Source organism: Antarcticirhabdus aurantiaca (assembly GCF_009765365.1).
Lineage (GTDB): Bacteria > Pseudomonadota > Alphaproteobacteria > Rhizobiales > Rhizobiaceae > Antarcticirhabdus > Antarcticirhabdus aurantiaca.
Genome location: NZ_VTOM01000018.1, coordinates 1 through 14,074 on the forward strand (window position 1 = coordinate 1; position 14,074 = coordinate 14,074).

The following is a 14,074-nucleotide window of genomic DNA, read 5'->3' on the forward strand; positions in this document are numbered from 1 at the left end:
CCTTCTGCCCGACCCGGGCCTCGTCCTGGAACCAGAGCGCGATGCGCTTGTCCGGGTGAGCCGCGCGCGCCGCCCTCAGGGCTTGGGCGAGCCCCCTTTTTTGAAGCGCTCCTGCGCCTTCTCGTCCTTGCGCGGATGGGAAGGGCGAGCCTTCTGGCGCGAGAAGCCGTTGGCGCGCAGGATGCGCGACAGGCTGGCGGGATGCAGCCGCTTGCCAAAGCGTGCCTCGATCAGCTCGCAAAGGGTCGGCAGCGTCCAGGACGACAGCCCGTCCTGATCCGGATCGGGACCGCGGAAGATCGCGGCGGCTAGGCTGGCCTGTTCGCCCTCGCTGAGCCTTGGCTTCGGATGCCCCTTAGGTCGATCGCGAAGGCCAGCGGGTCCTTCGGCGTTGTAGCGCACGACCCAGTCCCGAAGGGTCTGCCGGTCCATGCCAGCCGCTTCCGCCGCCTGCGCCCGGCTCATCCCCGACAGCGCGTTCGCCAGAGCGTGGAGGCGCGAGGCCACGCGCCCGTTCGTTTCGCGCCGCGCCAATCGCCTCAGTTCGGCCACCGAACGATCGGTCCTGATCTCCAACGCCATCCCGAGCCTCCTTTCGAAACTCAGGAAAGCACCTTCACCCTTCGACGCCAAATCACGCCCGAGTCAGTTCATCCGCTCGGCGGTATAATTTCCAACGGAGTAACTGAAGATAGGATACGACGCTCACTTCCTACGCCGGGAAATGCTGCTGCGATAGCCATGTACAAGGACATCGCTGATCGAGGCCCGCTGCATCATATGATCGGGGCCGGATGCGTGGAAAAATTCTACAGCGAAATATGTCCGAGTATATTTACTGCATACACTGAGTTGTACGGGTTCCGACCATCAGACGTACGGACATACGAGTTGCATGGCCCTATGGATCAGGAGCATGCGCGACGGGCATTACAAGTTGCTGGAAGTTCCGTTCCGAGTGAGATGGAGGTAGAGATCGGAGTTGCCGTTCGGGACGCATTTGTTGCGACGAGCTTGCATTATGATGGCATGCTTCAGGCAGCGACAGGTGAGATCAAGTATTGGGATGGAAAATGAAAGGATATATTTATAAACTCTATAGCGGGGCGGATATCTCGTTGGGCTGGAAGTTCAATGATCCGATATTCGGGGATGTTTCTACCTTAGGTGCCTGCGTGCCAAATATTAGAGAGCATGTTGAGGTGGGTGATTGGGTCTTCGCACTGAGCGGACGCGTTCCAGACAAGGTCCCTTACATAGTTGGTGGCTTCAAAGTTGACGAGAAAATTGATGCTCTGGAGGCGCATGCTCGTTTCCCCGATTACAGATTGGTACAAGATGAGAATGGCCATATAGCTGGAAATATAATTGTGAATGCGGATGGCGAGCACCATCCTTTGGATGATCATTCAAACTTCGAGCGCCGGCGATCTAATTACTTGGTCGGTCGAGAAAGTGTATATGCTCGAAACGCTGAGCAAGCGGAAAAAATGCGATCTCGAACACACAACATAATCGAGAATGTCTTCGAAAAAAAGGCGAATAGGGCTTTTGATATCGTTGGACGGTGGAGACGAGTGGATGCGGCTCAAATTCAGACGATGATTCGTGAAATGAAAAGAGCATTGGGGTAGTAGTGTCGGCTCTCGCGACATATTTGGCGTTGCGCAATATCAGCGTTGACAAGCTCGCTGAGAAGTCGGGCTTGTCAATGCAGCGGTGTGCTGAGCTGGAGGGAGGTGGCGACCCGACTATCACGGAGGTAGTGGCAATAGCACGAGGATTGCAAATCGCTCCTCGTGACTTGATTGTTGCACCTGATGCGGCTGCATCCGATCAAACCCGTCTGCGCTGTAATTTCAATTACTCTAACGAGCTTCTAGCGGTCAGTGAATACGGCTACATTTTCGAAAGAATGCGCATATTAGCACAGCACTCGATTTTGATCAGCGGCGCTCCGAAGTTCTCTAATCTTCCGAAGCGGCGAGATGCGGCGGAAGCGCTCGCTACGATAGTCCGCAGGCAGTTTCTTGCTGTGGAAGATGCCCAGCCGCTGCTTAATCTCGATTGTATACTCTACGATACGCTCGGCGTTGGCCTCATAGTGGGCTCATTCAGAAGCATAGATGGTCTCTCATTTAGAAATGAAGGCAAGGCGCTAGTCTTTCTGTCGCTGCGCAATAACATGCGTATGCTTTTTACCTTAGCGCATGAGCTTGCTCATTTGCTTTCAGATCTCACGGGTGAAGTAAGTGAAGTTTGGTTGGATCAGGATGTTCTAAGAGCGACTCGATCCAATACAAAGGAAGAGCGTTTTGCGAATGAGTTTGCCGCTGCTCTGCTGATTCCGAGAATTGGAGTAGTTCACGAAATTAGGGATTACAGAACAGAGAACCCAGGGGCTCCAGAGAGTTTAACAGCTCCTGAAATACTCAGGATTGCTCGAAAATTTGGAGTTAGCTTTTACGTCGCTGGACGCCGTCTAGAATCGTTGGAGCTATTGCCGAAAGGCGGGGCTGCGAAATTAAACGAATACATCAAGCAGAAATTTGGCTCCCCGGAAAAGTATGCGACACATCTAGGTCTTGGGAGTAGGCCGGATAAGTCATGGCTTTTAGTTCCAAATAAGATGATCAATGATATGAAGCCGTATATCGAGAGAGGTCTTTGTTCATCTGAGGAGGCGGCTTACGCATTGGGTTTGAGAGTTGAGGCTTTATTGGGCGAGCATGCTGGGCGATATCATCATTGATTCCTGTGCATTGATCAATATCGGGAATGCATCGGTCTGCGACCGCATCTTTGCAAGCGGTGCATATAGGCTGCACATCCAGGGATTGGTGAGATTGGAGTCGTTATCTTTCGAGCCTCAAATCGCAGAACTTCTCCAGCGGAATCTCCTACAAGAGTTCGATGGTTCGTTGATAACGGCGAGCCAAGTTGCCGCCATATCTCAGAAATATAGGATAGGAGTTGGTGAGGCTGAGTGCATCCTTATTGCACGGCAAGCCTCATTCGGAATTCTTATCGACGATAAGAAGGCTCGCAAAGCTGCGTCGAAGGAGGGTGTTACAGGAGAGATCACAGGAACGCTTGGTCTTCTTTGTAAGTGTATCGATTGTGGAGCATTGACTGCCGCGGAGGCGATTTCCTGTTTGAAGGAAATGAGAGACGCAGGCGGATTTCTTCCTCAGTTCGATTTTTCGTCAAGAAAGATCATCGCTTAGCACCATCCCTAACGCCCCGGCCGTCCCGTCTTCGAAGGCCGCCGCTTCCGCTTCGACGTCTCCGCCGGGTCCTCGTATGAGCCCAGCCCGACCTTCTCGCGCCTGACCGGCTTGGCGTCGTCGGCGCCGCTCGGCTTTTCGGTGCGGCGGACGGTCATTTCGTCGAGGGTGTTCTTGCGGAAGAGGGAGGGGCGGTCGGGCGTCGGCGTGTCGGTGCCGGGGCCCATGTCGTCGAGCGAGGGGCGCTGGAAGTAGGAGGGGGCGTCGTCGGACTCGCCGCGCAGGCGCGAGGCGATGGGCTCGCCGCCGGGGCCGAAGACGGGATTGCGGTGGTTGGCGGCCGGGGCGTCCGCGCCCGGCGCCGGGGCGGGGGGCACGAAGGCCGGGCCGCGCGGGGCGAGGGGCTCGCCGCGGGGGCCGAAGCGGCTGTTGGCCTGGGCGGGCTTCTTGCCGCGGCCGCGGCCCTTGGCGGCGGGGGCGCCGGAGGGATAGGCCGAGGGGCCGTCCTCCATGAAGGCCTCGACGTCGAGGTCGCGGGCGAGGGGATCGGCGGCGGCGGCGAGCTCGGTCGCCTGGAGGCGGCGGATCTCGTCGCGCAGGCGCGCGGCCTTCTCGAAGTCGAGATCGGCGGCGGCGTCCCGCATCTGCTTTTCCATGTGCTCCAGGTGCGCCTTGAGGTTGGCGCCGACCATGGCGCCTTCCGCCGCGAGCGGCCCGGCATCGACCCGGACGTGGTCCTTCTCGTAGTAGGAATCGAGGATGTCGGCGATCTTGGCCTTCACGCTCTGCGGCGTGATGCCGTTCGCCTGGTTGTAAGCCTCCTGCTTCTCGCGGCGCCGGTTGGTCTCGGCGATGGCCCGCTCCATCGAGCCGGTGGTGTGGTCGGCATAGAGGATGACGCGGCCGTCGACGTTGCGCGCGGCGCGGCCGATGGTCTGGATGAGCGAGGTTTCCGAACGGAGGAAGCCTTCCTTGTCGGCGTCGAGGATGGCGACGAGGCCGCATTCCGGGATGTCCAGGCCCTCGCGCAGGAGGTTGATGCCGACGAGCACGTCGAAGGCGCCGAGGCGGAGATCCCGGATGATCTCGATGCGCTCCAGCGTGTCGATGTCGGAGTGCATGTAGCGCACGCGCACGCCCTGCTCGTGGAGATACTCCGTGAGGTCCTCGGCCATGCGCTTGGTGAGAACGGTGGCGAGGACGCGGTAGCCCTTGGCGACGGTCTCGCGGATCTCGCCGAGGAGGTCGTCGACCTGGGCTCTGGCGGGGCGGATCTCGACGGGCGGGTCGGTGAGGCCGGTCGGGCGGATGACCTGCTCGGCGAAGACGCCGCCGGCCTCGTTCATCTCCCAGGGGCCGGGGGTGGCCGAGACCGCGACGGTCTGCGGGCGCATGGCGTTCCACTCCTCGAAGCGAAGCGGGCGGTTGTCCATGCAGGAGGGCAGGCGGAAGCCGTATTCGGCGAGCGTCGCCTTGCGGCGGAAGTCGCCGCGATACATGGCGCCGATCTGCGGCACGGTGACGTGGCTCTCGTCGATGAAGACGAGGGCGTTGTCGGGCAGGTATTCGAAGAGGGTGGGCGGCGGGTGGCCGGGCTGGCGGCCGGTGAGGTAGCGCGAATAGTTCTCGATGCCGTTGCAGGAGCCGGTGGCCTCGATCATCTCGACGTCGAAGCCGACGCGCTGCTCCAGCCTCTGCGCCTCCAGGAGGCGGCCGGCGCGGGTCAGCTCGTCGAGGCGCTGGCGCAGCTCCGCCTTGATGGACTTGACCGCCTGCTGGAGCGTCGGGCGGGGCGTGACGTAGTGCGAGTTGGCGTAGATCTTTACCGACTTCAGGTCGTCGGTCTTCTTGCCGGTGAGCGGGTCGAACTCCTGGATCGCCTCGATCTCGTCGCCGAAGAGCGAGATGCGCCAGGCGCGGTCCTCCAGGTGGGCGGGGAAGATCTCGATCGTGTCGCCCCGGACGCGGAAGGAGCCGCGCGTGAAGTCCATGTCGCGGCGCTTGTACTGCTGGGCGACGAGGTCGGCGAGGAGCTGGCGCTGGTCGAGCCGGTCGCCGACGGCCATCTTGAAGGTCATGGCGGTATAGGTCTCGACCGAGCCGATACCGTAGATGCAGGACACCGAGGCGACGATGATGCAGTCGTCGCGCTCGAGGAGGGCGCGCGTGGCGGCGTGGCGCATGCGGTCGATCTGCTCGTTGATCGAGGACTCCTTCTCGATGAAGGTGTCCGAGCGCGGCACGTAGGCCTCGGGCTGGTAGTAGTCGTAGTAGGAGACGAAGTACTCGACCGCGTTGTCGGGGAAGAAGTTCTTGAACTCCCCGTAGAGCTGGGCGGCGAGCGTCTTGTTGGGCGCGAGGATCAGGGCCGGGCGCTGGGTGCGCTCGATGACGTTGGCAACCGTGAAGGTCTTGCCCGAGCCGGTGACGCCGAGAAGCACCTGCGTCTGGTCGTGATCCTCGGTGATGCCCGAGACGAGGTCACGAATAGCGGTGGGCTGGTCGCCGCGGGGCGTGTAGTCCGAGGCGATGCGGAAGGGCACGCCGCCTTCCGACTTCTCGGGCCGGGCGGGGCGGTGGGGGACCCAGATCTCGCCGTTCTTGAGGAGCGGGTTGCCCTCGGAGATCAGCCGGGTCAGCGCCTCGACGGTGGCGGTGACGCCGCCGGGCGGCAGGGCGCCGGCGTCCTCGAGGGCGATGTTCAGGCCGGAGACGGGGTTGAGGCCGGCGGCAGCGCGGGCCTTCGGGTCGGTGGCCGCGCCGATCGAGGTGCCGCGGGACGTGCGGTTCTTCGGCGCGTCGGCAGGGGCGGCGGGCTTCTTCGCCTTCTTCGGGGGCGCTGCGGCCTTGCGCTCGGCCTCTTCCTCCAGGCTCTGGGCGATCGAGTCGGCCCAGCCGGAGAAGGGGCCGCCGAGGCTGCCGGCGGGCTCGCCCTCGAAGGACGCCTGCGGCGCCTCGCCGAAGCCGGGATGCAGCCGCTCGGCCGCGTCGTGATAATCGAGCACCGGCGAACGGCGCGGCTTGGACGTCTTCTTGCTCTCGGCCATGGCCGGAATATGGGCGAAAGCCCAGGCGAAAAGAAGGGCAAAACGCGAACGTTTCGCCCTTCCCTGAGCTCTCCTCAGCGGGCCGGCCGGATCTCGTCGACCTCGATGGTCTGGCCCTGCTGGCAGACGGAGTAGTCCGTGAGGACGCCGGTGACGGTGACGATGTCGCCGGGATGGAAGCGGCCGAGGCGGCCGGACAGCGAGAAGAGGCCGTTGCGGGCGCGCAGCGTCGGGCACTCCGCGCCCTCGTTGGTGAGGACGCCGGAGACCGTGATCTCCTCGCCGCCGATGTCGGGCTCGTCGACCCGGAACTCGGACGAGGCGTAGGAGCCGCGGTCGCCCTGCGCCTCGACGATCCAGCGCTCGCCGGGGCGGGCGCGGCTCGGGATGTCGATCTCGACGATCGTCGCGCGGCCGGGCGGAACGCGGCCCTGGTACTGCGTCAGCTGGCGGCCGCGCGCCGGGCCGGCGGTGACGGTGACGGTCTCGCGCTGGCCGAAGCCCGACAGGCGGATCAAGGCCGTGCCGCCGGGCTCGATGGGCCCGCGGTCGATCGACAGGTTGGCGCGGTCCGAGCGCCGCGGCGGCGGCGGGGGCGGGGGCTCGCGCGGCGGGGGCGGGGCGGGCGTGAAGCCGCCGCCTCCGCCGCCGCCGATCGGGCGGGGCACGGACACGCTCTGGCCGACCTGGAGACGGTCGAAGTCGACGCGCGGATTGGCGTCGAGGATCACCTCGGGCGGAACGCCGCAGCGCCGCGCGATGGCGTAGAGCGTGTCGCCGGGGCCGACGCGCACCTGCGCGGAGCAGTAGGCCTGCGCCTGCGCCGCGGGCGGGAAGCCTGCGGGCAGGACGGACAGGACCGCGGCGGCGGCCGCGACGAGACGGATCGATGTGTAGCGCATGCTGCGCGAGCCTCCCTGGCGCCCGCCGGCGGCGCGGCCCGGACGATGGACCGGTAGCCGGGCAAGGGCACGTTTACCGCGCGCTTACCACGCGAAGCTAGCCTGTCGCTATCCGCGGCGATCAACCCGCGGGAACGGAAAGACCGTCCGATGGTGTTGCGTTTTCTCGGATGGCGCCTCGCCGCGTCCGTCTGCCTCGCGGCAGCGGGCGCGGCGATCTGCGCGCCGGCCTCGGCCCAGGTGGCCTTCGCGCCCGAGGCGGCGCTGCCGGGCGGCGGCCAGCTCGTCTGGGGCGGCTCGGCGCCGCAGCTCGACGCGAGCGGCCAGCCGATCTACCGCCCGAGCGCGCCGCGCGCCGACGGCGCCGCCGACCCCGTGCCCCGCGCCGCCGTGCCGCAGGCTTCGGTGCCGCAGGACGGCGGGGCCGCAGCATCGAGCTTCGACCCCGGGCCGGAGCCGGCGCGCCTCGCGCCGCCGGAGCCGAGCGTCGACGATCTCTACCGCGACCTGATGGGCGGCGAGTCCTACCAGGAGCCGACCTTCGGGGAGCCCGAGGCGGCTCCGCAAGCCGCGCCCGCGCCGATTTCCGCGGCGCCCGCACCGATGGCGCCCGGCCGCGCCGTCGGCTCGCAGCCGATCTACGACGCGGCGCTGACGCCCCCGGCCGCCGATCCCTGGGCGGGGCTGCAGGACCTGTCGCCCGGGGTGTCGTCCGTGCCCGAGCACGTCACGCGCGCCCCCCCGCCGCGGGCGCGGCCGGGCCGCGGCGAGCCGCGCGAGGACACGGGCCGCACGATCAGCGGCTACGCGCCGATGCCGCGCGGCGAGGCGCAGTGCCGCAAGATCCTGACGCAGCTCGGCGTCACCTTCACGGACGTCGAGCCGATCAACAAGAGCCGCTCCTGCGGCGTGCCCTATCCCGTGCGCGTGACGGGGGTCGCCGGCGACGTCGCCGTGAAGCCGGCCGCGACGCTGAACTGCATGGCCGCCGCGCGCCTGTCGCAGTGGGTGTCCCAGGAGGTGAAGCCGGCGGCGCGCTGGAAGCTCTGGACGCGCCCGACCGCGCTCGTGAACGCCTCATCCTACCGCTGCTCGCGCATTGCCGGCTCGCGCACGGTCAGCGAACACGCGACGGGCAACGCCGTCGACATCGCCGGCTTCAAGATGGCCAACGGCGACACGATCCGCGTCGAGCCGAAGGGGTTCTTCGATTTTTCGGAGAAGAGCTTCCAGAACATGGTGCGCCTTTCGGCCTGCGAGTATTTCGGCACGGTGCTCGGGCCGGGCTACAACCGGGCGCACAACGACCACTTCCACCTCGACCTGAAGGAGCGGCGCCGCACGGTCTGCAAGTGAGGCGGTCGCGGCGCAGGTCGATGCACCGCCGCCACGGCGCCTTCGCAATCGTCGTCTCCGCCCGGACGTGAATGGCCGGCGCAGGTTCCGCCGGCTAGGGTGAATAAGGCGCGGCCGAGCGCCTTCAGGACACGTTACATGCTCTCGCCCTCGATCGAATGGATCGGCGCCCTTGCCGCCGTGATCACCACGCTTTGCTGGATTCCGCAGATCCTGGCCTTGGCGCGCACCCGCCAGACATCGGGCATCTCGCTCGCCACCAACGCCCTCCTGGCGAGCGGCGTCGCGCTCTGGCTGATCTACGGCCTCGCCATCGCCTCGGCGCCGGTGATCCTCGCCAACGGCTCGACGCTCCTGCTGATCCTGGTGATCGTCGGCTTCAAGCTGCGCTACGGGTGATCCCAGCCTCATGCGGCAGCCTCATGCGACGGTCGACCGCCTCCGCCGCAAACACGCGCTTCGGTCCGGCGTGACGAACGGGCGGCCGGGTCGCAGCCGCCCGCGCGATCAAACCGCCTTCAAGCCGTAGAAGGTGTAGCCGAAGGACTCGTCGGCTTCTTCGAAGAGCGCGATCTCGCGGCGGGTCTCTTCGATGACGCCGCGCATCGCCTCGGATGCCTCCGCCGACAACTCGTCGGCCCGCGCGCTCAAAGGACCGTAGTAGTTCTCGCGCCAGGCGTTCGACGGAAGACGCTCGGTGAACAGGACCTCGAAGCCGCTGGCCTGCGCGGTCACGATGTTGGTCGCTTCGTCGGCGAGTTGGGGATAGGTCGCCGCCCAGAACGCCTCGACATTCGTGGGCCGATCCGTCTTGAACCATGTCAGCTCCGAGATCACCGCGAAGCCACCCGGGTTCAGGATCGGGCGCCAGGTCGAGAGCGCACCGGGGAAGGTCAGATGGTACGCGGCGCCCTCGGACCAGAGAAGATTCAACGGTCCGTCCGGATGGCGGTAGGTCGCCATGTCGCCGACGCGACCGCGGATCAGGTGGCCGAGGCCTAGCGCTGCGGCACGCGCTTCGAGGATCGCGACGAAGTCGGCGGACGCGTCGACGCAGTCGATCGGAACACCAAGCATTTCAGCCAGAACAAAGGCCGACGCTCCGGTCCCGCAGCCCAGGTCCGCGACGCGGGGCTTGCCGGGCAATCGCGGGAGACGCTCGATCAAGCGGCGGGTCAGGGCGTCGTCGCCGGGCCCCTGCCGTTTCATGGCGCCGTGCAGGGCGACCAGCGCCTCGAGCAACGCTTCGCTCTCAGAGGCCATTGGGATGGTCCTCCAGCTCGAACGAAGAGGCGACGCCGAAGAGAAGCCGATTCATCGCGGAGCCTTTCGTGAAGACAGAAGGAGCCGTCCGGGTCGAGCGAGACCACGGTGCCGGTGAACGGCTCACCATTGGGACGCGCGAGGTCGTCGTTCCATTCGAGACTGTCGTGGTCGACGCACGTCTTAGACTGGACGCCGGACCGCCTTGGGTGACGCGTCAGCTTCCGGCGCCGTCCATGCCTTTCGGCGGTCCCGCGCTGGGCTGGGAGGACGGGGAGAGGAGGTCCTTGAGCGAGCCGCCGGCGCTGGGAAAGCCGGCTTCGGTGAGGATCGCGTCGACGAGCGGCTTGTTGCCGGAAAAGCGGAGGAGCTGGTCGGCGAGGTTGCCGGGGCCCGAAGCACCCGCGGCGGCCGCGGCTCCGCCGTCGGAGCGTCCGGCCGAGAAGCCGGAGGTGTCGACGACGCGGATGCTCTCGATGCGCGAGGTCGGCTCCATCAGGGCCTTCAGCGCCTCCGGCAGCATGCGGATGCGGGCCTGCATCAGCTCGAACTCCACGAAGGCGGGCGGAATCATCGCGTTCGCCTCGTTCTTGGCGCGGATGGCGGCGGCCTCCGCCTCGCCCTCCGCCTGGGTCGCCTCGGCGCGGATCTTGGTGGCACTGGCCTCGGCGCGAGCGGCGGTCAGGATCGCCTCGGCGCGGTCCTCGGCCGCCTTCTTCTCGGCATCGGCGCCGACGGTCACCGACACGGCCTCGGCCTCGGCCTGCTCCTGCGCCTTGATGACGGCGATGGTGCGCGCGCGGTCGGCGATCTCGCGGTCGCGGGCGGTCTGCACCTTTTCCATCGCCGCGACGGCGAGCGCTTCCGCATCGCGGGCCTGGGCCTCGGCGCGCGAGGTTTCCTCGCTCTTCACCGCGATCGCCACGGCCTTGTCCTGCTTGGCGATCTCGACCTGACGCTCGGAGGCGATGCGGGCCTCCTCCTTGGACTTGTGGGCCTCGGCGGTGCGCTGCGCGATCTGGCGCTCGCGGTCGATCGCCGCTTCCTGCTCGGCCTGCTTGGCGGTCTCCTCGGCCCTGGCACGCTCGGCGCGCGTTTCCGCCTCCTTGTTGGCGATGTCGCGCTCCTGGTTGAGGCGAGCCTCCTCCTCCTGCCGGCGCAGCGCGAAGCGCTTCTGCGAGGCATCGAGGTCCTGCTCGGCGATGGCGACCTCGGTCTGGCGGGTGATCTCGTTGCGCTGCTTGCGCCGCGCCTCGGTGATCTCGGTCAGGCGGGCGAGGCCGACGGCGTCGAAAGCGTTGGTCTCGTTGAAGTATTCCTTCGCCGTCTGGTCGAGGCCGGTGAGACTGACGGTTTCGAGCTCCAGCCCGTTGGAGCGAAGGTCGGTTTCCACCGCGTCCTGCACCGCCTTCACGAAGCCGGCGCGGTTCTCGTGCAGCTCGTCCAGCGTGTTGAGGGCGGCGACCGAACGCAGCGCGTCGACGAGCTTGGCTTCCACGAGGTCCTGGATCGCGGCGGGTTCGTTGACCCGGTCGCCGAGCGTCTGGGCGGCGAGCGCGATGCCCTCGTCGCTGCCGTCGACGCGCACGTAGAACTCGGCGCGAATGTCGACGCGCATGCGGTCCTTGGTGATGAGCGCGTCCTCGCGGCGGCGGTCGACCGCGAGCTTCACCGTGTTGAGCTTGACCCGCGCCAGGGCGTGGAGGATCGGCAGGACGACGGCGCCGCCGTCCTTGACGACCTTGCGGCCGCCGACGCCGGTGCGCACGAAGGCCTCGTCGCGCTCGGCCCGGCGATAAAGGCGGGCGAAGGTGAAGCCGATCGCCAGGACGACGACGAGCACGATGGCGGCGGACGTCGCGAGCTCGATGAGGGTGTTCATGGGTCCGGTCCCTTGATGCGCGATGACGCGAAGGCGGCTGGAAGACGGGTCAGGCCGGGAAGGGCATAACGAGGAAGACGCGCCCCTTGTGGGTTTCGTCGCGGGCGACCACGACGATGTGGCTGCCCTGTTGGATGACCGTTCCGCGATCGACGGGGCGGGCGCGCAGCGTGTGCACGTCGCCGTGCCTGTCGCGGACGGCGACGCTGCCGGCGAGACCGTCGTCGAGCGGGCCGAGCGTGACCGTGCCCTCCAGGCCGACGAACTCGGCCGCCGTCACGGCATAGGTCTCGTCGCGGGGCAGGATGCGGGCGATCCGGTCGCCGACGACCTTCGTCGCGCCGACGGCGGCCGGCGCGGCGACGAGGGCGAAGCTCCAGGCCGGCATGGCGGGCAAGAGGCTCTCGAGCACGATTCCGACGAAGCCGAAGGTGATCAGGAGGAGCATCAGGAGGATCGCGACGGGAACGCGGCCGAGGTTCAGCCAGTCGAAGGCTTCGCCGAGCTGCGTGCCCTCGACGGCGTGCTCGATCGCGTCGGACAGCGGCAGGTGGCCGACGAAGAAGAGAAGGATCTGCAGAAGGCCGAGCGCGAGGCCGGCCGCCAGCGGGTAGAAAAAGAGGGGCGAGGCCGCCAGCGCGTCCGCGATCATCGCCGGATCCCGCTGCCGGCCCGGGCGTCGTTCCGGACGCGGATTCGAACGAGGCAGGTCTGCGGATCCATCGCGCCGCCTAGCATGAGACCGAACTCAACCGCCCTTCACTCCCGATTTGTTCGCAAGCCGCGCGAGGGTGATCGGGCACCGTAGGGTTGTCAACGACCCAGGGCGTCCGGCGGTTAACGCGAGCTTCCGGCCCGGTGGCGGGAGGGGCTGGTGCGGGGAAGAGGCGAAGGCGCTCCGGTGCTTCAACCGGCCTGGTCGGACTCCGGCGGCACTTCGACGGGGCGGCCGTCCTCGTCGATGGCGACCATGACGAAGACGGCTTCGGTGACCTTGACCTGCTCGCGGGTGAGGCGGCGCTGGGCCCAGGCCTCGACGTCCATGGTCATGGAAGTGCGGCCGACCTTGGTCAGGCGGGTGTAGACGCAGAGCGTGTCGCCGATCTTGACCGGGCGCTTGAAGGACAGGGCGTTGACGGCGGCGGTCGCGACGCGGCCGCGGGCGCGCTCGGCGCCGCGGATGCCCGCCGACAGGTCCATCTGCGACATGACCCAGCCGCCGAAGATGTCGCCGTTGGCGTTGGCGTCGCCCGGCATGGCGGGCACGCGCATGGTGAGGTCGCCCTTCGGGTGTTCGTCGGTGGCCTGCATGGCTTCGTCGCCTCGCCGCTGTGGTGTCGCTCCTTCAACGCATAGGCGAAACCGGCACGCGCGGAAAGTCAGGCCGTGCGCGGGCGGGAGGAGGGGCGCAGGACCGGGACGACCTCGACGGCGAGCATGGCGACGAAGATCAGCGCGCAGCCGAGATAGCCGATCGGCGGGATGCGGTCGCCCATGAAGAGGGCGCCGAAGAGCGCGGCGAAGAGCGCTTCGGAGGACAGGAAGATCGCGGCCTGGGCCGGCGTCGTGTAGCGCTGGCCGACCGTCTGCAGCGTGAAGGCGAGGCCGATCGAGAACAGGCCGCCATAGGCGATCTCGGGCCAGGCGGCGAGGATGCCGGCCGGATCGACGGGCTCCATGACGAGCGCGCAGGCGAGGGCGACGAGGGCGCAGACGCCGAACTGCGTCGCCGACAGCGTGAGCGGGCGGCCGGTGCGCTTCACGAAGACGCCGACGAGGGTGATCTGGACCGCGAAGAACAGCGCGCCGCCGATCACGAGAAGGTCGCCGGAGGAGAGCGCGGCGACGGTCCCGCCGCCCAGAAGAACGATGCCGATAAAGGCCGCGAGCGCGGCGGGCCAGACGATCCAGTGCGGGCGCGAGCGCAGGATCAGGACGGCGAGAAACGGCGTGAACACGACGTAGAGGCCGGTCAGGAAGCCGGCATTGGTGACGCTCGTCGACAGCATGCCGAGCTGCTGGAGGATCGAGCCGAGAAAGATCGCCGCGCCGACGGCGACGAAGCCGAGCCGGTCGGGGCGGGCGATCGGCGCCGCGCCGGCCGCGCGCCCTTCCGCGAGGGCGAAGGGCAGGAGCGCCAGGGCCGCGAGCAGGAAGCGCGCGGCCGTGTAGGTCCAGGGGCCGACATGCTCCATGGCCGTCGTCTGGGCGACGAAGCCCATGCCCCAGATGGCGCCGGCGGCGAGAAGGAGGAGGTTGGCGGCGAGGCGGGACACGGGAACGGGACGCGAGGCTCGGCAGGGCGGAAGCGTCTTCCTAGCGGTTCGGGGAAGGCAGGCCAAGCGGGCGCTCGCGCGAGCGTGAGGCGGAGGTGAGGACAACGCGGGAACGCGGGGC

At 66.9% G+C, this 14,074-nt stretch carries 13 protein-coding genes; 5 read left to right on the forward strand and 8 right to left on the reverse strand.

All coding sequences use genetic code 11. The features are described from left to right. Positions 1 to 75: 75 nt before the first annotated feature. Positions 76 to 582, reverse strand: coding sequence for an IS630 family transposase (locus FZN60_RS19665; RefSeq protein ID WP_158875218.1), 507 nt, complete (start codon positions 580 to 582; stop codon positions 76 to 78). A gap of 491 nt (positions 583 to 1,073) precedes the next feature. Between FZN60_RS19665 and FZN60_RS19670 the strand changes: the two genes are divergently transcribed. Genes FZN60_RS19670 through FZN60_RS19680 form a run of 3 tightly spaced genes read left to right on the forward strand, consistent with a single transcriptional unit; the run spans position 1,074 to position 3,227 of the window. Beyond that, the gene (locus tag FZN60_RS19670) at positions 1,074 to 1,634 is read left to right on the forward strand and encodes an Nmad2 family putative nucleotide modification protein (RefSeq protein ID WP_158875219.1); all 561 of its coding nucleotides are present in this window, start codon (positions 1,074 to 1,076) and stop codon (positions 1,632 to 1,634) included. Positions 1,635 to 1,663: 29 nt separating this feature from the next. Then, positions 1,664 to 2,752, forward strand: a complete 1,089-nt coding sequence (locus FZN60_RS19675) for an ImmA/IrrE family metallo-endopeptidase (RefSeq protein ID WP_158875220.1) — start codon at positions 1,664 to 1,666, stop codon at positions 2,750 to 2,752. Then, positions 2,730 to 3,227 (forward strand): PIN domain-containing protein, encoded by a 498-nt coding sequence (locus tag FZN60_RS19680; RefSeq protein ID WP_158875221.1) that lies wholly within the window; start codon positions 2,730 to 2,732, stop codon positions 3,225 to 3,227. Before FZN60_RS19675 ends, FZN60_RS19680 begins: the two co-directional genes overlap by 23 nt. 8 nt (positions 3,228 to 3,235) lie before the next feature. Here FZN60_RS19680 and uvrB read toward each other — a convergent pair whose 3' ends face one another. Together uvrB and FZN60_RS19690 are read right to left on the reverse strand one after the other, a co-directional pair. Then, positions 3,236 to 6,274 (reverse strand): excinuclease ABC subunit UvrB, encoded by a 3,039-nt coding sequence (gene uvrB / locus FZN60_RS19685; protein WP_158875222.1) that lies wholly within the window; start codon positions 6,272 to 6,274, stop codon positions 3,236 to 3,238. A 74-nt stretch (positions 6,275 to 6,348) separates the two neighbouring features. Next, positions 6,349 to 7,176 carry a LysM peptidoglycan-binding domain-containing protein gene (locus FZN60_RS19690; RefSeq protein WP_158875223.1) on the reverse strand — a complete coding sequence of 276 codons (828 nt, stop codon included), beginning with the start codon at positions 7,174 to 7,176 and terminating at the stop codon, positions 6,349 to 6,351. Between the two features lie 150 nt (positions 7,177 to 7,326). Between FZN60_RS19690 and FZN60_RS29020 the strand changes: the two genes are divergently transcribed. Then, positions 7,327 to 8,532, forward strand: coding sequence for an extensin family protein (locus tag FZN60_RS29020; protein WP_246726997.1), 1,206 nt, complete (start codon positions 7,327 to 7,329; stop codon positions 8,530 to 8,532). Positions 8,533 to 8,670: 138 nt separating this feature from the next. Next, on the forward strand, positions 8,671 to 8,931 hold the full coding sequence (locus FZN60_RS19700) for a SemiSWEET family sugar transporter (protein WP_158875224.1): 261 nt from the start codon (positions 8,671 to 8,673) through the stop codon (positions 8,929 to 8,931). Positions 8,932 to 9,039: 108 nt separating this feature from the next. On the opposite strand, the gene FZN60_RS19705 is transcribed toward FZN60_RS19700, so the two are convergent. The 5 genes from FZN60_RS19705 to FZN60_RS19725 form a co-directional block, all read right to left on the reverse strand. Then, entirely contained in the window at positions 9,040 to 9,795 is a 756-nt protein-coding gene (locus tag FZN60_RS19705) for an SAM-dependent methyltransferase (protein WP_158875225.1), read from the reverse strand. 217 nt (positions 9,796 to 10,012) lie between these two features. Beyond that, a complete protein-coding gene (locus FZN60_RS19710; RefSeq protein ID WP_158875226.1) occupies positions 10,013 to 11,677 on the reverse strand; it encodes a flotillin family protein in 1,665 nt (554 codons plus the stop codon). A 49-nt stretch (positions 11,678 to 11,726) separates the two neighbouring features. Then, entirely contained in the window at positions 11,727 to 12,329 is a 603-nt protein-coding gene (locus tag FZN60_RS19715; protein WP_158875227.1) for an OB-fold-containig protein, read from the reverse strand. Between the two features lie 254 nt (positions 12,330 to 12,583). Next, the gene (locus tag FZN60_RS19720) at positions 12,584 to 12,988 is read right to left on the reverse strand and encodes an acyl-CoA thioesterase (RefSeq protein WP_158875228.1); all 405 of its coding nucleotides are present in this window, start codon (positions 12,986 to 12,988) and stop codon (positions 12,584 to 12,586) included. A gap of 68 nt (positions 12,989 to 13,056) precedes the next feature. Further along, positions 13,057 to 13,953, reverse strand: a complete 897-nt coding sequence (locus tag FZN60_RS19725) for a DMT family transporter (protein ID WP_158875229.1) — start codon at positions 13,951 to 13,953, stop codon at positions 13,057 to 13,059. Positions 13,954 to 14,074: the final 121 nt, after the last annotated feature.